The organism is Rahnella sp. JUb53 (assembly GCF_004346065.1).
Lineage (GTDB): Bacteria > Pseudomonadota > Gammaproteobacteria > Enterobacterales > Enterobacteriaceae > Rahnella > Rahnella variigena.
On sequence record NZ_SLYT01000001.1, the window covers coordinates 577,215 to 596,678 of the forward strand.

At 53.8% G+C, this 19,464-nt stretch carries 13 protein-coding genes and 1 pseudogene; 12 read left to right on the forward strand and 2 right to left on the reverse strand.

Annotated elements, in window-relative coordinates:
- Positions 1-107 precede the first annotated feature (107 nt).
- Positions 108-659 (reverse strand): tyrosine-type DNA invertase, encoded by a 552-nt coding sequence (locus tag EC840_RS02765; RefSeq protein ID WP_129638704.1) that lies wholly within the window; start codon positions 657-659, stop codon positions 108-110.
- A 585-nt stretch (positions 660-1,244) separates the two neighbouring features.
- Between EC840_RS02765 and flhB the strand changes: the two genes are divergently transcribed.
- The 4 genes from flhB (at position 1,245) to EC840_RS02785 (ending at position 6,672) form a co-directional block, all read left to right on the forward strand.
- Complete coding sequence (gene flhB / locus EC840_RS02770; RefSeq protein ID WP_120162748.1) at positions 1,245-2,399, forward strand: flagellar biosynthesis protein FlhB; 1,155 nt, start codon at positions 1,245-1,247, stop codon at positions 2,397-2,399.
- Positions 2,392-4,476 carry a flagellar biosynthesis protein FlhA gene (gene flhA / locus EC840_RS02775; protein ID WP_112287876.1) on the forward strand — a complete coding sequence of 695 codons (2,085 nt, stop codon included), beginning with the start codon at positions 2,392-2,394 and terminating at the stop codon, positions 4,474-4,476. Before flhB ends, flhA begins: the two co-directional genes overlap by 8 nt.
- A gap of 1 nt (position 4,477) precedes the next feature.
- Positions 4,478-4,894 (forward strand): flagellar protein FlhE, encoded by a 417-nt coding sequence (locus EC840_RS02780; RefSeq protein ID WP_129638705.1) that lies wholly within the window; start codon positions 4,478-4,480, stop codon positions 4,892-4,894.
- 200 nt (positions 4,895-5,094) lie between these two features.
- A complete protein-coding gene (locus EC840_RS02785) occupies positions 5,095-6,672 on the forward strand; it encodes an ABC transporter substrate-binding protein (RefSeq protein WP_132963929.1) in 1,578 nt (525 codons plus the stop codon).
- Between the two features lie 199 nt (positions 6,673-6,871).
- On the opposite strand, the gene putA is transcribed toward EC840_RS02785, so the two are convergent.
- Positions 6,872-10,858, reverse strand: coding sequence for a trifunctional transcriptional regulator/proline dehydrogenase/L-glutamate gamma-semialdehyde dehydrogenase (gene putA, locus EC840_RS02790; RefSeq protein WP_132963930.1), 3,987 nt, complete (start codon positions 10,856-10,858; stop codon positions 6,872-6,874).
- 524 nt (positions 10,859-11,382) lie between these two features.
- Here putA and putP point away from each other — a divergent pair.
- The 8 genes and pseudogenes from putP to phoH all read left to right on the forward strand — a co-directional run bounded on the left by putP (position 11,383) and on the right by phoH (position 19,448).
- A complete protein-coding gene (gene putP / locus EC840_RS02795) occupies positions 11,383-12,867 on the forward strand; it encodes a sodium/proline symporter PutP (RefSeq protein ID WP_132963931.1) in 1,485 nt (494 codons plus the stop codon).
- Between the two features lie 293 nt (positions 12,868-13,160).
- The gene (gene efeU, locus EC840_RS02800) at positions 13,161-14,012 is read left to right on the forward strand and encodes an iron uptake transporter permease EfeU (protein ID WP_112287884.1); all 852 of its coding nucleotides are present in this window, start codon (positions 13,161-13,163) and stop codon (positions 14,010-14,012) included.
- A 32-nt stretch (positions 14,013-14,044) separates the two neighbouring features.
- Complete coding sequence (efeO, locus tag EC840_RS02805; protein ID WP_132964101.1) at positions 14,045-15,184, forward strand: iron uptake system protein EfeO; 1,140 nt, start codon at positions 14,045-14,047, stop codon at positions 15,182-15,184.
- Between the two features lie 157 nt (positions 15,185-15,341).
- On the forward strand, positions 15,342-16,649 hold the full coding sequence (efeB, locus tag EC840_RS02810) for an iron uptake transporter deferrochelatase/peroxidase subunit (RefSeq protein ID WP_132963932.1): 1,308 nt from the start codon (positions 15,342-15,344) through the stop codon (positions 16,647-16,649).
- Between the two features lie 272 nt (positions 16,650-16,921).
- Positions 16,922-17,149, forward strand: a pseudogene (locus EC840_RS25715) (AMIN domain-containing protein); the annotation flags it as partial.
- Positions 17,147-17,977: an N-acetylmuramoyl-L-alanine amidase gene (locus tag EC840_RS02815; protein ID WP_243701011.1), complete on the forward strand. Its 831-nt coding sequence runs from the start codon at positions 17,147-17,149 to the stop codon at positions 17,975-17,977. The pseudogene EC840_RS25715 and the gene EC840_RS02815, both read left to right, overlap by 3 nt.
- A 205-nt stretch (positions 17,978-18,182) precedes the next feature.
- Positions 18,183-18,596 (forward strand): hypothetical protein, encoded by a 414-nt coding sequence (locus tag EC840_RS02820; protein ID WP_120163465.1) that lies wholly within the window; start codon positions 18,183-18,185, stop codon positions 18,594-18,596.
- A gap of 63 nt (positions 18,597-18,659) precedes the next feature.
- Positions 18,660-19,448, forward strand: a complete 789-nt coding sequence (gene phoH / locus EC840_RS02825) for a phosphate starvation-inducible protein PhoH (protein WP_112289210.1) — start codon at positions 18,660-18,662, stop codon at positions 19,446-19,448.
- The last annotated feature ends 16 nt before the right edge of the window (positions 19,449-19,464 follow it).

Here is a 19,464-nt window from a genome sequence, read left to right on the forward strand (position 1 = left end):
CAAAAAGGTGATGAACAGGCCGTGAAGGGGAGAGGTCTGCGGGCGGGGGGAAATGCCCCTTCATAATTAAAAGCGGGCATTTCCGTTTGGGGCGCAGATCAACACGGCTAAATATTGATGGCCCTGAACCGCTCTGCATTACTTGCCGTATAAATAACGGTATTTTGAATATTTCTGTGGCCGAGATAATCCTGAATCAGCCGGGTGTCACATCCTTTATCTGCCAGCGCAAACCCGCAGGCATGGCGGAGCATATGAGGATGAACATTGACATTGATACCGGCTTGCTTTCCATAGTTGCGTATTAAACGATAGATCTGCTGGCGGGAGATCTGACCACCGTGTCGTGAGAGAAATAACCACTCAGTGTCTGAATCAAGATATTGCGAACGGACTTTCAGCCAGTCTTTAATTGCCTTTACCTCGCGGATTTGTAACGGGTGATGAACCGAAAAACCATTTTTCAGCCGGGAAATGTGAATTATATTCGTTGCCAGCTCAATGTCGTTTACCCGTAACTTTATTAATTCACTGACGCGAAGGCCATGAATGAAACACATTAATAACATGCATTTATCTCTGACTGCGTTCTTTCCGACCGCAGTTGCGGCGACCAGTTTCTCAATTTCCAAATGAGTGAGATATTTTCTCCCTGCCATTGTCCTAATCCTTTGAGCAATTCTTTTATTTTACAGGTTGTTGTGCTTCATACGCGATGGTGAGCTATTTAAGCATTAGATTATACATTCAGCAAATGAATTATTCAGACTATGTATTATTCGCCGGCTTATGTAATTAAATTTCGGGATTTAGATCCCAAAAATATAATGTAATAAGGAAATCATTATGCATGAAATTAGTTTTTTTGCCTGCGTCGTTTAATTTAAAAGTTATTTAAACAGGCCCCATAATTAATTGTTTTGTTTATCAATCTTAGAGGATCCCAGGATTATTCCTATTACGCGAGCCCCGTCTGACTGGCGGGTAAATCATAAGCGTCCGGCGCGATGATATTTCCGTGATTGTCACAAAATAGCCAAATGTAAATTTTACCGGCGACGACTCAGCACCCTACGCTATTTTCACTTTCCTGAACCAGGCACGCCGTCCCGTTTGATTTAGGGAAAAGACCTCAAAACCTCCCTTTGTTCTCCCCATCGAACCTGCTGATGTTTGTCATGCTAAGCCTGAAATTGTGCCTGTCGCGTTTTTATGCGCCGGGTAAATGCTGACAGGAACCGCCGGTGGCTGAAGAAAGCGATCTCGAAAAAAGTGAGGCCCCCACCGCACACAGGCTTGAAAAAGCACGTGAAGAAGGGCAAATCCCGCGCTCGCGCGAACTGACGTCCGTTCTGATGCTCGGCGGCGGTTTAACGCTGCTGTGGATGTCCGGTGAATCGATGGCTCGCCAGCTTGGCGTGATGATTTCTCAGGGGCTGAAATTCGATCACGGCATGGTCAGCGATGACCGTCAGGTTTTGCAGCAGATGGCGACGTTGCTCGGACGCGCGGTCTGGGCGTTACTGCCGGTGATCGGCGGTCTGATTTTGATCGCCCTTGCTGCACCGTTACTGCTCGGCGGCCTGATGTTCAGCGGTAAATCCTTTGAATTCAAATTCAGCCGGATGGATCCGATTGCCGGTTTCAAACGTTTATTCTCCGGACAGGTGCTGGCCGAACTGCTGAAAGCCATCCTCAAAGCATTACTGGTAGGTACCGTCGCCGGATTGTATTTGTGGCATAAATGGCCGGACATGATGCGCCTGCTGGCGCAACCGACCATCCCGGCGCTCGGTGAAGCACTGAATATGGTGGTGTTCTGCGGACTGATGGTGGTACTCGGACTGACGCCGATGGTCGGATTCGACGTGTTCTGGCAAATCTGGAGCAACCTGAAAAAACTGCGCATGAGTAAGCAGGATATCCGCGACGAGCATAAAAGTCAGGAAGGCGACCCGCACGTGAAAGGACGTATCCGTCAGCAGCAACGTGCCATGGCAAAACGCCGCATGATGGCCGATGTGCCGAAGGCCGACGTGATTGTCACCAACCCGACGCACTATGCCGTCGCGTTGCAGTACAGCGAAAACAAAATGAGTGCGCCGAAGGTTCTGGCGAAAGGTGCAGGTGAAGTGGCGCTGCGCATCAAAGAACTCGGTGCCGAACATAAAATTCCGATGCTGGAAGCGCCGCCTCTGGCACGTGCGCTTTACCGGCATAGTGACATTGGTCAGCAGATCCCGGCGGCATTATATGCGGCTGTGGCGGAAGTGCTGGCCTGGGTTTATCAGCTCAAACGCTGGAAGCGTGAAGGTGGTCTGATCCCGAAAAAACCTCAACATTTGCCAGTGCCTGACGGCCTGGATTTTGCAGCAGGAGAGAGTGATACCCATGGCTAATCTGGCCGCGATACTGCGTTTACCCGCCAACTTTAAGTCCGGACAATGGCAGGTGCTGGCAGGCCCCATTCTTATCCTGATCATCCTGTCGATGATGGTGCTGCCGTTGCCACCGTTCATCCTCGACTTGCTGTTTACCTTCAACATTGCACTTTCCATCATGGTGCTGCTGGTGGCGATGTTCACCCAGCGTACGCTGGACTTCGCCGCGTTCCCGACCATTCTGCTGTTTTCCACCTTATTACGTCTTTCGCTGAACGTGGCCTCGACGCGTGTGATCTTAATGGAAGGTCACACCGGCGGCGCGGCAGCAGGACGGGTCATCGAAGCCTTCGGCCACTTCCTGGTCGGCGGGAACTTCGCCATCGGTATTGTGGTGTTTATCATCCTCGTGCTGATCAACTTCATGGTTATCACCAAAGGTGCCGGACGTATCGCCGAAGTGGGTGCGCGTTTCGTGCTCGACGGGATGCCGGGTAAACAGATGGCAATCGACGCGGATCTTAACGCCGGTCTGATTGGCGAAGACGAAGCGAAAAAACGCCGCAGCGACGTGACGCAGGAAGCGGACTTCTACGGCTCGATGGACGGTGCGAGTAAATTCGTGCGCGGTGACGCCGTTGCCGGTCTGATGATAATGATCATTAACGTGGTCGGTGGCCTGCTGGTCGGTGTGCTGCAACACGGTATGGATCTCGGTCATGCGGCGGAAAGCTACACCCTGCTGACCATCGGTGACGGTCTGGTCGCGCAGATCCCTGCGCTGGTTATCTCCACCGCTGCCGGTGTTATCGTCACCCGCGTTGGTACCAACGAAGACGTCGGCGAGCAGATGGTCACCCAGCTGTTCCGCAATCCACGCGTAATGATGCTGAGCGCCGGTGTTCTGGGCTTGCTCGGTATGGTGCCGGGAATGCCAAACCTGGTGTTCCTGATGTTTACTGCCGGTCTGTTAGCACTGGCGTGGTGGACGCGCGGACAGGAGCAGAAAAAACCTCAGGCGAAAGAAGCAGTTCCGGCGGCGGCTGAAAGCGGCAAACAGATGGTGGAAGCCAGCTGGCAGGACGTGCAGCTTGAAGATCCGCTGGGGATGGAAGTGGGTTACCGCCTGATCCCGATGGTGGATTTTGCGCAGAACGGCGAGCTGCTGGGACGTATCCGCAGTATCCGTAAGAAATTCGCGCAGGAAATGGGCTATCTGCCGCCGGTCATTCATATCCGCGACAACCTCGAACTGCCGCCAGCGGGCTATCGCATTCTGATGAAAGGCGTGGAAATTGGCACCGGCACCGCACATCCGGGGCGCTGGATGGCAATTAACCCGGGCAGCGCGATTGGCGAACTGCCGGGCGAACCGACGGTGGATCCGGCATTCGGGCTGGCGGCGGTGTGGATTGAACCCGCCATGCGCGAACAGGCACAAATTCAGGGCTTCACCGTGGTGGAAGCCAGTACCGTAGTCGCGACGCACCTCAATCACCTGATCAGCCTGCACGCTAAAGAGCTGTTTGGCCGTCAGGAAACGCAGGAACTGATGGAGCGCGTCACCAAAGAAATGCCGAAGCTGACGGAAGATTTCATTCCGGGCGTCATTTCCCTGACCAACATGCATAAAGTGTTGCAGAATCTGCTCTCCGAGCGGGTCTCTATCCGCGACATGCGTACCATCGTTGAAACGCTGGCAGAGTACGCGCCGAATCAGCCGGATCCGAACGAACTGACGTCCGTGGTCCGTGTTGCGCTGGGACGAGCCATCACTCAGCAATGGTTCCCGGGTAATGGCGAAGTGCAGGTCATCGGCCTTGATACCTCGCTGGAACGCCTGCTGTTACAGGCCTTACAAAGCGGGGGAGGCCTCGAGCCGGGGCTGGCCGAACGGTTGCTGACCCAATCCGAAGCCGCGTTACAGCGTCAGGATATGCTTGGCGCACCGCCGGTTCTGCTGGTCAATCATGCGCTGCGTCCGCTGTTGTCGCGCTTCCTGCGCCGTTCGCTGCCAAATATCGTGGTGATGTCGAATCTGGAAATGACCGACAGCCGTCAGATCCGTATGACTGCCACCATCGGCGGGGAATAATATGCGCCGCCTGGTGATGTTGCTGCTGGGAACACTGAGTCTGTCTGCGATGGCCGCGACAGGCTCATGGTCTGACACCCGCCACGGCGTCACGCTGCAAAATCGCGGTGTGATGATGTCCTCGGCGGCACTGGCAGCGACCCGCTCCGCGCCCGTCAGACAGCGGACGTCAGCGACCATCACCAGCATCAGCTGGAAATATGAACTGTTCGGCGCAAGACCGGCGGGCTTACAGGTGCAGTTGTGTAATACGCAAAATCACTGCGTGATGCTGGATGCCGAAGGCGGAATGACGAAATCCTTTTACGGTCAGGCCGCCATTTCCCCGCTGAGATTCGTGTATTTCGTGCCCGGTTCCGGTGCGCTGAATACGCCGCTGCGGGTGGTAAGCAATCAGGTGATCGTGAACTATCAGTAAGGCAGGGCACAATAACTTAGGGCGTATTGCGGTGCGCCACATATCCCGTTGGTACAATCCTTCATTCCCGGTTCTGTTTTCGTAATCCAGCGTCTTAATCTATTTTCCTGAAATACATAGCGTTATTTCATGGTTCTGGCGGTGCCGCCGACACTCTACACTCGAAAAAATTGCCTTTTCACCTGTGGAGTATGACCTCAATGAAAGTCCGTGTTCCTTCCCTGTTATTTTTGCTCATGATGGCGGTTACCCGCGTGGACGCCGCAACGCCTGCGGATACGCTGGTGGTGGCCGGTTCTCTCGAAGGTATTATCAGCCTGGATCCGGCTGAAAGTTTTGAAACGGTCAGCTCCGGTAATCTGGTCAATCTGTATCAGCAGCTGGTGGCGTCTGACCGTCAGCATCCTGATAAGCTGGATCCCGATGCTGCCGCCAGCTGGCAGCCGGGGCCGGACGGACACAGCCTGATCTTTACCCTCAAGCCCGGCCAGAAATTTGCCAGCGGCAATCCGCTGACCGCAGACGACGTGATTTACTCGTTTACCCGCGTGGTCAAACTCAATAAAAGCCCGTCATTTATTCTGGGGGAACTGGGCTGGACGCAGGAGAACGTCGACGGCAATCTGAAAAAACTGAGCGGCGATAAAGTGCAGCTCAGCTGGCCTGCCGATATCGGCAGCGGGTTAGTGCTGAGTATCTTATCCGCGCCTGTCGCCGGTATCGTGGACAGTAAACTGCTGAAAGAACATGCCGAACAGAACGATTTCGGCAACAGCTGGCTGCGTTCGCGTTCAGCAGGTAGCGGTCCGTTTGAGGTGCGCAACTATGTGCCTCATGAGGCGTTAATCCTCAAGCGAAATCAGAACGCAAAGCCGTTAGCCAAACTTGAAAACGTGCTGTTTAAAAACGTCGGTGACCCGTCCACCCGCCGGTTGCTGGTGCTGAACGGAGATGCGGACGTCGCGTATGATCTGGGGGCAGACCAGTTCAGCTCGCTGCAAAAAGAGAAGGGCGTGCATGTCGCGCAGTTCCCGGCAGCAAAAGTGTTCTATCTGGCGTTTAACGTCGGCGATACCACTCAACCGGCGCTGGCGAATCCGGCGTTATGGGAAGCCGCCCGCTGGCTGGTGGATTATCAGGGGATTTCGACTGACCTGCTCAAAGGCCAGTACGGTATTCATCAGACCTTCCTGCCAGACGGTCTGGCCGGTGCCATTGATGACCAGCCGTTTAAATATGATGTGGCGAAAGCCAAAGCCATTCTCAGCAAAGGCGGTATCGCGCCGGGCACTAAAATCGATTTAATCGTCATTAATCAGCCGCCATATTCTGATATCGCGCAGGCATTGCAGGCCAGTTTTGCCAAAGCCGACATCAATTTAGTGGTACATCCGCTGGTAGAAAGCGACGTGCTGACCCGTATGCGGGCGCACAAATTCCAGTCCATCTTCACCTACTGGGGCGCGGATTATCTCGATCCTAATACCAACGCCAGCACCTTTGCGTATAACGTGCCGAATGGCCCGAAAACGCTGGCTCAGCGTATTCAGTGGGTGATCCCGGAAATCAGCAAACAGACACGCGCCGCTGCCGCAGAATCTGACCCGGAAAAACGCAAGGCGCTGTACGCCGATTTACAGCGTGAGCTGCAAAAAAGTTCACCGTTCGTGGTGGCGTTACAGAGCAAATTGCTGGTGGCAATCCGTGACAACGTGAAGGGCGCGAGTCAGAACGTGGCGGGCAGTCAGCTGTATCTTGATACGGTGAGCAAGGAGTAAATATCCGGTTATCTGTTGCTGTTTTATTGGATATTTTACCGGTCGGACTGATCGAGCGCCTTTCGGTTTACACCATTACCGGCTGGCAAATCGCCACCGGAACAGGGCTCAGAACGCAGTTGCGGTACAAAAAATCGTGCTCCTGCCGTAATAATCAGCGGAAGGAGCACGTCAGTTTTTCCTGATGTTTTACCCGTGGTTAGCCGATGGTCATCAGGCTGGCATTCCCGCCCGCCGCCGCCGTGTTCACGCTTAATGAACGCTCATGCAGCAGACGTTCCAGCAGGATGTTGTCTTCCCCACGCGCAAAACCCTGTACCGAGATAATCGGCCCGGAACGCTGGGCGATGGTCTGGCACAGTTCGCGCAGCTGATCGGCGTCACCGTGATAAACCACCGCATCAAACACCAGCGCGTCGTTCTGCCAGTCTTTGGTGAAATCAACGCGTTCCTGCACGGCTTTCGGCAGGGTATTGAACAGGTCGCGTTGCAGCGGTGCATCTGGCCACAGAATTCGGCAACCGGTAGCTGTTACTGCTGCGAGCTGGGTCAGCGCATCTTCCTGATTATCGGCCAGCGCCAGAACACGTTCACGCGGCAGCAATGCGTAAGTGTTGCGTTCGCCGGTCGGCCCCGGCAGGGTGCGCAATGTGCCGCCCTGACTGGTCTGCGCGAACCGCTCGCAAACTGCCACTAACTCCTCGCGGTGTTTCTGCTCCGTTGCCCATTGTTGCAGGGCGCGGTGCGGTGCCAGCAGCACTTCGCGTACGGACGTATCCAGCGGCAGCTCTCTGTCCTGACGCAGCAACGTTTGCTGCACGGCATTCTGCGGACGGCTGCTCAGCAGGCGATACAGATACAGCGGCCCCCCGGCTTTCGGGCCCGTGCCCGACAATCCTTCGCCACCGAATGGCTGCACGCCAACCACTGCGCCGACCATATTGCGGTTCACGTACATATTGCCGACGTGCGCCTGCTGCGTGACACGATGAATGGTTTCATCGATGCGGGTATGAATACCCAGCGTCAGGCCGTAACCGGCCGCATTAATCTGACCGATCAGCTTATCCAGATCCTGACGGGCATAACGCACCACGTGCAGTACCGGTCCGAAAATTTCTTTCTTCATCTCATCGAAACTTTCCAGCTCGATAAGCGTAGGTTTCACAAAGGTACCGTGCGGCCATTCCTGCTGATCGGCAGCAAATTCCTGCGACGCCTGATACACGGTGCGGCCTTTGGCGCGCATCGCATCGATGTGTTTTTCGATACCCGCTTTGGCTTCGGCGTCGATCACCGGGCCGATATCGGTACACAGACGTTCCGGATTGCCCATGCGGCATTCCGCCATCGCACCGCGCAGCATTTGCAGCGTGTGATCGGCTACGTCGTCCTGAATACACAATACGCGCAGGGCGGAACAACGCTGACCGGCGCTGTCGAATGCTGAGGCAACCACATCCGTCACCACCTGTTCGGTCAGTGCGGAGGAATCGACAATCATCGCGTTCAGACCGCCGGTTTCGGCGATAAGCGGCGTCGGGCGCCCCTGCGGATCCAGACGACCGGCAATGTTGCGTTGCAGGATACCTGCGACATCTGTCGAGCCGGTAAACAGCACGCCGCGCACACGTTCGTCATTCACCAGTTGCGAACCGACGGTTTCACCCTTACCCGGCAGCAGTTGCAATACGCCAGCCGGAACACCGGCTTCATGCAGAATGCCCACGGCTAATGCAGCAATCAGTGGCGTCTGTTCAGCCGGTTTTGCCAGCACGCTGTTACCGGCAGCAAGTGCCGCCGCAATCTGACCGGTGAAAATGGCCAGCGGGAAGTTCCACGGGCTGATACATACGACGGGGCCCAGCGGACGGTGGGTGTCGTTAGCGAAATCTTCACGGATCTGACCGGCGTAATAATGCAGGAAGTCCACGGCTTCACGCACTTCGGCGATGGCGTTATTAAAGGTTTTTCCGGCCTCACGCACCAGCACGCCAAGCAGGTTTTGCAACTGCGCTTCCATCAGTTCTGCACCGCGTTGCAGGATTGCGGCACGCTCTTCGGGAGGCGTCGCAAACCAGATGGCACCGGCGGCGGCAGAAGCGTCCAGCGCACGGCTGATTTCAGCTTCCGTGGCTTCGCGCACGTACCCGACGATGTCGCTGTTTTGCGCCGGGTTGCGCACCGGCAGGAACTCGCCGTCGTCAGTTTGGGCATCGATAATCGGCTGGGCTTTCACCGGATGACTGGCGCTTTGCAGCAGGGCACTGGAAAGGGAAGCCAGACGGTGCTCGCTGGACATATCCAGACCGGCGGAGTTCACGCGTGCTGTACCATAAGAGCTGCCGTAAAGATTACGCGGCAGGGCAATACGCGGGTGCGGCAATCCGACCTGACCTTCGCTGGCGGCCAGCGCTTCAACGGCCAGCACCGGATCGGCAACCAGTTCTTCAATCGGCAATGTGGCATCGGCGATACGGTTAACGAATGAAGTGTTCGCGCCGTTTTCCAGCAGACGACGCACCAGATACGCCAGCAGCGTTTCGTGCGTGCCGACCGGTGCATAAATACGGCAAGGGCGGTTCAGTTTGCCTTCGGTAATCTTACCGACAACCTGCTCGTACAGCGGTTCTCCCATGCCGTGCAGGCACTGGAACTCGTACTGACCCGGATAATAGTTATTACCCGCCAGCTGATAAATGGCCGCCACGGTGTGGGCGTTGTGCGTCGCGAACTGCGGATAAATCAGGTTCGGCACCGCCAGCAGTTTGCGGGCGCAGGCCAGATAAGAAACGTCGGTGTAAACCTTGCGGGTATACACCGGGTAATCTTCCAGACCTTCAACCTGCGCGCGCTTGATTTCGCTGTCCCAGTACGCGCCTTTAACCAGACGGATCATCAGACGACGACGGCTGCGTTGTGCCAGATTGGTCAGATAATCAATCACCATCGGGCAACGTTTCTGATAAGCCTGGATCACAAAGCCGATGCCGTTCCAGCCAGCCAGTTCCGGTTCGAAGCAGAGTTTTTCCAGCAGGTCGAGAGAGATTTCCAGACGGTCAGCTTCTTCGGCATCAATGTTAATGCCGATGTCGTAACTGCGCGCCAGCAAGGTCAGGGAAAGCAGGCGCGGGTATAACTCGTCCATCACACGTTCGTACTGCGCGCGGCTGTAACGCGGATGCAGGGCGGAAAGTTTGATGGAAATTCCGGGGCCTTCATAAATGCCGCGACCGTTAGAGGCTTTACCGATGGCATTAATGGCCTGCTGATAAGACTGCAAGTACGCCTGCGCATCTTTTTCCGTCAGCGCCGCTTCACCCAGCATATCGTAGGAATAACGGAAGCCTTTTTCTTCGTGCTTGCGGGCATTGGCCAGCGCTTCGGCGATGGTTTCACCGGTCACGAACTGTTCGCCCATCAGACGCATCGCCATATCCACGCCTTTGCGGATCAGCGGTTCGCCACTTTTACCGATAATGCGGTTGAGGGATGTCGACAGGCTGGCTTCGTTATGTGTCGCCACCAGTTTACCGGTGAACAGCAAACCCCAGGTGGCGGCGTTGACGAACAGCGACGGGCTGCGGCCCAGATGAGAATGCCAGTTGCCGTTGCTGATTTTGTCGCGGATTAACGCGTCACGCGTTGGTTTGTCCGGAATACGCAATAAGGCTTCGGCGAGACACATCAGCGCCACGCCTTCCTGAGAAGACAGGGAGAATTCCTGCAACAGGCTTTGCACCATCCCGGCGCGACCGTTTGCACTCTTCTGGTTACGCAGTTTTGTGGCGATGTCGGCGGCCAGTTTCAGCGCAGCGTCGCCAAGCGGGGCAGGTAAACGGGCCTGTTCCAGCAGCATAGAAACCGCTTCAGGCTCGGGACGACGATAGGCGGCGGTAATGGCGGAACGGCTGACCGACTGCGGTAAAATCTGCTCGGCAAAATCAAGGAACGGCTGATGCGTTTCCTGAACCGCCGGTAATGCAGCCTCGTCGATTTCGCCAGCAGTGGCGCCGTTCAGCGCCGGGATCTCCGGCAAAGCATCGCCATTTTCCAGACGTTCCAGATAGGAAAAAATCGACTGCTTAATCAGCCAGTGCGGCGTGCGGTCAATTTTAAGCGCCGCCTCTTTTAGCCTGTCGCGTGTGCTCTCGTCCAGCTTCACGCCCATCGTTGTCATACCCATGCGCAACCACTCCATATGAAAAGGTTCAGGTGAATTCATTATCTTTATGGCAAGCAATATCTTCTATGTTGCAACCTTGTGCAACCCTGTTAATGCACGAAGTATGCCTGATGTGATTTATTTGGCATTTTTAACAAAATGCGGCGTCTGGAAAAGCCTGTCTGACTGATATCACGCTAATCAGAAGGGATACAGCGGGTGCAACTTACGCAGTTGCAACGTGCAACCCGGATACAAAATAACTGTGATGGAGAGTGAATTTTAAGTATCGAAATTGTTAAAACAATTGAAAAGTCGTTGCCGCTGAACCAGTATCCGGCACGACAGGATTTTTGAATAACAACCCTACTTAAGACGCTGACTAATGACGCGTAACGATAAAAATATGGAGAGTAATGCTGAAACCTTTGCCGGTTTCAGCCATCATCTCGCCCCGGCAGGCTTTTGACAGTCTTTCATAAGAAGGGCGTCAGGACAGACAGGTGCCGGACAACATCGCAAATAAGAAGAAAGTGGAGAATGGAATGACAATGAACACACCGATGCTGGTGACGTTTTGTGTTTATATTTTCGGGATGATTTTGATAGGACTCATCGCGTATTTACGAACCAAAAACTTTGATGATTATATTCTGGGTGGACGCAGTTTAGGCAGCGTGGTCACGGCGCTTTCAGCCGGGGCTTCTGATATGAGCGGCTGGCTGTTAATGGGGTTACCGGGCGCGATTTTTATTTCCGGAATTTCCGAAAGCTGGATCGCGATTGGTCTGACGATCGGCGCCTATCTGAACTGGAAACTGGTGGCGGGGCGCTTACGTGTGCATACCGAAGCCAACAACAACGCACTGACGTTGCCGGATTACTTCACCCATCGTTTTGAAGATTCCAGCAAGCTACTGCGTATTATCTCGGCGATCGTGATTTTGGTGTTCTTCACCATTTATTGCGCTTCCGGCATCGTGGCCGGTGCGCGTCTGTTTGAAAGCACCTTTGGCATGACGTATCAGACGGCGCTGTGGGCCGGTGCGGCAGCGACCATCATTTATACCTTTATCGGCGGTTTTCTGGCGGTCAGCTGGACAGATACCGTGCAGGCCAGCCTGATGATTTTCGCGCTGATCCTCACGCCGGTGATCGTTATCCTCGCCGTGGGCGGCATTGATACCTCGATGATGGTGATCAAGGCCAAAAACCCTGAGTACACCGATATGTTTAAGGGCATGAATCTGGTGGCGATTTTGTCACTGCTGGGCTGGGGACTGGGCTATTTTGGTCAGCCGCACATTCTGGCGCGTTTCATGGCCGCCGATTCTCATCACACTATCCGCAGCGCACGTCGCATCAGTATGACCTGGATGATTCTGTGTCTGGCAGGCACCATCGCGGTGGGCTTCTTCGGTATTGCGTACTTCAGCAATAATCCGGGCGAAGCGGGCAACGTGACGCAAAACGGTGAGCGCGTATTCATCGAGCTGGCGAAAATCCTGTTCAACCCGTGGATCGCCGGTATCTTGCTGTCAGCCATTCTGGCGGCGGTGATGAGTACCCTGAGCTGTCAGCTGCTGGTATGTTCGAGTGCGATCACCGAAGACTTGTACAAAGCGTTCCTGCGTAAGGGCGCGAGTCAGCGTGAACTGGTGTGGATTGGTCGTCTGATGGTGCTGGTTGTTGCGCTGGTGGCGATTGCGCTGGCAGCCAATCCTGAAAACCGGGTGCTGGGTCTGGTGAGCTACGCGTGGGCCGGTTTCGGTGCGGCGTTTGGTCCGGTTATCCTGATTTCGGTGATGTGGAAACGCATGACGCGTAACGGCGCGCTCGCGGGCATGATCGTCGGTGCGGTCACGGTTATCTTGTGGAAACAATATGGCTGGGCTGAACTGTACGAAATCATTCCGGGCTTTATCTTTGCTTCGCTGGCTATCTGGATTGTCAGCCTGATGGGACGCAAACCTTCTGCTGCGGTGGAAGAGCGTTTCACGACGGCAGAAGCAGAATACAACACCATTTAATACGCGGCTTATTATGCCATTATAATAAGGCAGAACGGGGTCGTCTGACCCCGTTTCTCTGACTCTCCCGCCACACTTTCCCCCATACTTCTCACCACGTGTTTCACCAGGCGTTTCATTAAAGAAAGTCCCGCTCTGTCATTTCATGCGCATTTCCACGGACGCCTGCAAAAAAGGGTCGGTTACCTCTTGTATTTCTTTTGGCAAGAATGATAATCACTATCGTTTCTTTTTACTTTTCTTTACAGAGCCCTTACAGTTTTTGCCGATTCACGGGGTCAGGAGTTATCGCTATGTTCGTTCCGTTTCTCATTATGTTTCGCGAAGGGCTGGAAGCGGCGCTGATTGTCAGCCTGATCGCCAGCTATTTAAAACGGACGCAACGCGGGCAGTGGCTCGGTGTGGTCTGGATTGGCGTGTTCGTTGCTGCGGCGTTATGTCTGGCGCTGGGTCTGTTCATCAACGCCACCACCGGTGAATTTCCGCAAAAGCAGCAGGAATTATTTGAAGGCATCGTTGCCGTGGTCGCGGTATGCATTCTGACTTACATGGTGTTCTGGATGCGCAAAGTGTCGCGTTCCATCAAGGTGCATCTGGAAGGCGCGATTGATAACGCGCTCAGTTCCGGGCGCGGGCAGGGCTGGGCGCTGGTGGCGATGGTGTTCTTTGCTGTCGCGCGTGAAGGCCTGGAATCGGTGTTTTTCCTGCTGGCGGCTTTCCAGCAAGACGTAGGAATAGCCGCACCCATCGGCGCCATGCTGGGGCTGGGCGCGGCCATCGTGCTGGGTTTCCTCATCTATTACGGCGGTGTGAAACTGCATCTGGCAAAATTTTTCAAATGGACCAGCCTGTTTATCCTCTTCGTTGCGGCCGGTCTGGCGGCAGGTGCGATCCGCGCGTTCCACGAAGCGGGGTTGTGGAACGGTTTGCAGGACATTGCATTTGATTTGAGCAATACGCTCTCCACGCATTCCCTGTTCGGCACCTTGCTGGAAGGGATGTTTGGTTATCAGGAAGCGCCAAGTGTGAGCGAAGTGCTGGTCTATTTCCTGTACCTGATCCCGGCGCTGTTCTTCTTTTTCATGCCTCAGGGAAAATCCTCTGTGGCCGCCGCGGCCTCTGCCGGGCAAAAAACACCACGTTGATTTCATTTATTTTTCATCACCTTGCCTTTGCCATGGAGTTGTACATGCCACATTTTCGCCGTAAAGCTTTACAGATTGCACTGCTGTCTCTGCCGGCTTTTGCGCTGAGCGCAAACGTACTGGCAGCCGACGTTCGTCAGGTCAAAATTACTGTGAATGATAAACAGTGTGAACCGATGGCGCTCAGCGTCCCGGCCGGTAAAACACAGTTTGTTATCCACAACGACAGCCAGAAGAACCTGGAATGGGAAATTCTGAAAGGCGTGATGGTGGTGGAAGAGCGTGAAAACGTCGCGCCGGGCTTCACTCAGAAAATGACTGCCAATCTGGAGCCGGGCGAATATGACATGACCTGCGGCCTGCTGAGCAATCCGAAGGGCAAACTGACCGTGACCGCAGAAGGCGCGGCGGCTTCCGCTAAACCGGACGCGATGGCGCTGGTCGGGCCGATTGCAGAATATAAAGTGTATGTGACTCAGCAGGTTGGCGAACTGGTTTCCCACACCAAAGCGTTCACCGATGCCATTAAGAAAGGCGACCTGGCGAAAGCGCAGTCTCTTTACACATCGACCCGCGTTTACTATGAGCGCATCGAGCCTATCGCGGAATTGTTCTCAGATCTGGACGGCAGCATTGATGCCCGTGAAGACGATTTCGAGAAAAAAGCGGAAGATCCAAACTTCACCGGTTTCCACCGTCTGGAGAAAATCCTCTTCGCAGATAAAACCACCAAAGGCGCGGAGCCTTTTGCTGACAAGCTGTATACCGACACGGTTGATCTGCAAAAACGTATCACTGACCTGACCTTCCCGCCGAGTAAAGTGGTCGGCGGTGCAGCAGGGCTTATCGAAGAAGTGGCAGCCAGCAAAATCAGCGGTGAAGAAGATCGTTACAGCCGCACCGACCTGTGGGACTTCCGCGCTAACCTCGACGGCGCGCAGAAAATCGTAAACCTGCTGCGTCCGCTGCTGGAAAAAGCCGACAAGCCGCTGCTGGATAAAATCGACGCGAACTTCAAAACTGTCGATTCCCTGCTGGATAAATACAAAACCAAAGACGGTTACGAGAACTACGAAAAACTGTCAGATGCCGACCGTAACGCCATGAAAGGCCCGATCACCACGCTGGCCGAAGATCTGGCTAAACTGCGCGGTGTGCTTGGTTTAGATTGATACTCTTAAGCTCCCTCCCCTGCGAAGGGGAGGGTTGGGGTGGGGTATTAAAGTAAAATTCAGCGGCTAAAGTGTGCCTAACCCCCAGTTTTGTTATTAATACCCCCTCCCAACCTCCCCCTTCGCAGGGGGAGGAGCGTTGCACCGAGGCATAGCAATGAGCAATAAAAACGATAATAAGTCCGTTAATCAGGACGACATTTCTTCTTCACGCCGCAGCTTGTTAAAAGGCGTGGGATTGTTAGGCGGGGCATTTGCCCTGGGCGGCGCAGCGACTGCGCAGGCTGAGAAAGCACCCGGAGCAAAAAAAGAATACACGCCAGGCACCGTTTCCCCCGATGAACGCTGGGGCAAGCAACCGTATTATGGCGAACATCAGGCGGGGATTTTAACGCCTCAGCAGGCCTCGATGATGCTGGTGTCCTTCGATGTGCTGGCCACCAACAAAGCCGATCTGGAGCGTTTATTCCGTCTGCTGGATTCCCGTTTTGCATTTCTGACCACCGGCGGCACCGCGCCGTCACTGGATCCGAAATTCCCGCCGATGGATTCCGGAGTGATGGGCGCTGAAATTTATCCCGATAACCTGACCATGACATTGTCCGTCGGCGAATCGCTGTTTGATGAACGCTTCGGGCTGGCGCCGCATAAACCGCTGAAATTAAGCCGCATGACGCGTTTTCCGAATGATTCCCTTGATGCGAAACTGTGTCACGGTGACCTGTCATTGCAAATCTGCGCCAACAACAGCGATACCGTGGTTCACGCATTGCGCGACATCATTAAATACACGCCGGATTTACTCAGCGTGCGCTGGCGTCGTGACGGCTTTATCTCTTCTCATGCCGCGCGCAGTCAGGGTAAAGAGACGCCGATTAACCTGCTGGGCTTTAAAGACGGCACGGCCAATCCGGATTCAAGAGACAAGCCGCTGATGGATAAAGCCATCTGGGTGACGCCAGATCAGGCAGAGCCAGCCTGGACAACGGGTGGCAGCTATCAGGTGACGCGTCTGATCCCGTTCAAAGTGGAATTCTGGGACCGCACGCCGTTACAGGAACAGCAATCCATTTTTGGTCGCCATAAAGCCACCGGCGCGCCACTGGGCATGGAAAAAGAGCACGATGTGCCGGATTACACAAAAGACCCTGACGGTAAAGTGATCCCGCTCGACGCGCATATCAGGCTGGCCAATCCGCGCACTAAAGAAACCGACGACAATCTGATGCTGCGCCGTGGTTACAGCTATTCGCTGGGCGTGACCAATTCAGGCCAGCTGGAAATGGGGCTGATTTTTGTCTGTTATCAGCATGATCTTGAGAAAGGGTTCCTGACGGTGCAAAAACGCCTGAACGGTGAAGCGCTGGAAGAATACATCCGCCCGAATGGCGGCGGCTTTTTCTTCACGCTGCCGGGGAATAAAGATGAAAGTCACTACCTCGGACAATCTTTGATCGAAGCATAATTGAGCTCCTCCCGCTGAGAAGGGGGAGGAACTCAATCCTGAAATGCTTTTTACGCCTGGTTACGCAATTCACGACCTGTTAATACTCCGCTTAATTCCTGAAAATCTCAGTAATGTCATGATGATAAATCGCGTAAATGATTTATCACGATGCCAGTTCTGAGATTGCTATGACCATCAACCATTCCCGCAGAAAACTGCTGATTTTCGGTATCGGGCTGTCGCTGACGGCGCCGCGGCTTTACGCTGCTCAAAAAGCGGTACGCATCACCATGACGTCGGATGCCAGTCAGATCCACGTTGAATTACCCGCAGCCGATAAGCGTTGTCGCGTGTTTATACTCAGCGCGCCGGAGCGGGTGGTGATCGACATGCCGGTGACGTCTTTCCCGCCAGAACTGGAACATGCGCTGACCGTAGTGCGGCAGAAATTCCCGTGGGTGGCAGAAGGGCGTCTTGCCCATTTCAGCCCGGACGTGGCGCGTATTGTATTGCAGGTGAAGGGTAAACCAGTGATTACGCGCAGTACTGAGAATGGCGTGCTGAAAGTCTCGATCACAGAACAGAATGCCGCGCAGAATTTGCCGCAGGTAATCCCCGTCACCACCACCACGCCGCGCGCAGAGAAACCGCTGCTGGTGATGATCGATCCCGGTCACGGCGGTAAGGATCCGGGGGCGATCGGCAATGAAGGCACTTACGAAAAACACGTGGTGTTGCACATCGCCAGACGGCTGCAAACGTTGCTGGATAAACAGCACGGTATTCATGCAGTGCTGACGCGTCAGGACGACGTATTTATCCCGCTGTATCACCGCGTCAGTCTGGCGCATCAGCACCAGGCGGACCTGTTTATTTCCATCCACGCCGACGGGTTTACTAACGATCAGGTGTCGGGCGCGTCGGTTTTTGCCCTGTCAGAGCACGGCGCAGGCAGCGCGATGGCGCGGTATTTATCGCAAAGTGAAAACAGCGCAGACGTGCTGTACGACAACGATTTTAAGACAGACGATCAATATCTTAAAGAAACGCTGTTTGATCTCGACCAGCACGAAACCATTCATCGCAGCATGAATTTTGGCACGCATCTGGCGGCGAATATCGTCAAAGTCCATCACATGCACAGCCCGCATCCGGAGCAGGCAGGTTTTGCGGTTTTAAAATCTCCACGCATTCCCTCGGTGCTGGTGGAGACCTCTTTCATCACCAATAAACAGGAAGAAAAACTGCTCGGCGAACCGGTCTTTCAGGAGAAAATGGCCCGTGCGCTGGCAGATGGCATTAACAGTTACTTCGTCAATGAAAAGAAAAACAATCTGCTGAGCTGAGTAAAATTCAGCGTGCTTGCGGAGGATCTGAAAAAGATCCGCGTGATCCTATTGACGCCAGCCACAAACTTTTTTACATTTTGGTAACGCAAATATTTCAGCTGTCATTATACTGAAATTATAAAGCGATAGTTTTTAAGATGTACAAGACAGGTTTTCACAAGGTGTACGGCAGGTGCCGTTAATAACACTGCGGGGAGCGCGAATGGTAAAGTCCATGTTTGGGCTGGTGAACGAAAATAACATGCTTCACTGCCTGACTCGTTGTTGTCGCTTAAATGCAAACGAGGGCAAGGCCACCGTCTCTCCAATATTGACGTCATCATTTTCAGTTTATTCCTGCCGCTTTTTACAACAATCATCATCCACGCAACCTCAACCCTGTTCTTTAAATGACCCCTCAATTGTTGATAAAAATGATGTGAATATCACTGGCTTTTATCCTGGATATCTCATTTTATGGGTCAGCGGTTTGTCATTATTGACGACATTGGCAATGCCTCCTCGTGAACAGAAAACAACCAGGAGATTATTATCCAATCGCTTTGGTTTATTTTCCTCTTCACGTTATTCATTGGCTCTACTTGGTCTAAAAGGAGACCAAAACCTCATTTGTTAGTGAAACATAATCGTGCGGGCATTATGCCTTAGCGTTAAGTGAATCAAACTGTAAGGTGCCACTATGGGAAGACAGAAAGCAGTGATCAAAGCTCGTCGTGAAGCAAAACGTGTTATTCGTAATGATTCACGCAGTCACCGCCAGCGCGAGGAAGAGTCTGTGACGTCACTGGTACAGATGGGCGGTTTGGAATCGATCGGAATGGCTCGCGACAGTCGCGATACTTCCGTCATCGAAGCGCGTACTGAAGCTCAAGGTCATTACTTATCAGCCATAGAGAATAAGCAGTTAATTTTTGCCACCGGCGAAGCGGGCTGCGGCAAAACATTTATCAGCGCTGCGAAAGCGGCAGAGGCATTAATTCATAAAGAAATCGACAGAATTATAGTGACACGTCCGGTATTGCAGGCCGATGAAGATCTCGGTTTCTTACCCGGCGATATTTCTGAGAAGTTCGCGCCTTATTTCCGTCCGGTTTACGACATCTTATTACGTCGACTGGGTTCATCATTCCTGCAATATTGCTTGCGACCGGAAATAGGCAAAGTTGAAATTGCGCCATTCGCTTATATGCGCGGGCGAACTTTTGAAAATGCAGTGGTTATTCTGGATGAAGCCCAGAATGTCACGGCCAGTCAGATGAAAATGTTCCTGACCCGTCTCGGTGAAAACGTGACGGTGATCGTTAACGGTGATATTACCCAGTGCGATTTACCACGTGGCGTAGTATCGGGTCTCAGCGATGCAATGTCCCGCTTCGAAGAAGACGAGATGGTTGGCATCATTCAGTTTGGCAAAGAGGATTGCGTGCGTTCAGAACTGTGTAAACATACGCTGCACGCGTACTCTTAATTCCTCCCTCATTTCT

Excerpts from the sequence above, each read along its gene's own strand:
- efeB (WP_132963932.1), top strand. The coding sequence starts at position 15,342 with ATGAGCAATAAAAACGATAATAAGTCCGTTAATCAGGACGACATTTCT.
- phoH (WP_112289210.1), top strand. The coding sequence starts at position 18,660 with ATGGGAAGACAGAAAGCAGTGATCAAAGCTCGTCGTGAAGCAAAACGT.
- efeO (WP_132964101.1), top strand. The coding sequence starts at position 14,045 with ATGGAGTTGTACATGCCACATTTTCGCCGTAAAGCTTTACAGATTGCA.
- EC840_RS02785 (WP_132963929.1), top strand. The coding sequence starts at position 5,095 with ATGAAAGTCCGTGTTCCTTCCCTGTTATTTTTGCTCATGATGGCGGTT.
- EC840_RS02765 (WP_129638704.1), bottom strand. The coding sequence starts at position 659 with ATGGCAGGGAGAAAATATCTCACTCATTTGGAAATTGAGAAACTGGTC.
- putP (WP_132963931.1), top strand. The coding sequence starts at position 11,383 with ATGACAATGAACACACCGATGCTGGTGACGTTTTGTGTTTATATTTTC.
- EC840_RS02820 (WP_120163465.1), top strand. The coding sequence starts at position 18,183 with ATGGTAAAGTCCATGTTTGGGCTGGTGAACGAAAATAACATGCTTCAC.
- putA (WP_132963930.1), bottom strand. The coding sequence starts at position 10,858 with ATGGGTATGACAACGATGGGCGTGAAGCTGGACGAGAGCACACGCGAC.
- efeU (WP_112287884.1), top strand. The coding sequence starts at position 13,161 with ATGTTCGTTCCGTTTCTCATTATGTTTCGCGAAGGGCTGGAAGCGGCG.
- flhA (WP_112287876.1), top strand. The coding sequence starts at position 2,392 with ATGGCTAATCTGGCCGCGATACTGCGTTTACCCGCCAACTTTAAGTCC.
- EC840_RS02780 (WP_129638705.1), top strand. The coding sequence starts at position 4,478 with ATGCGCCGCCTGGTGATGTTGCTGCTGGGAACACTGAGTCTGTCTGCG.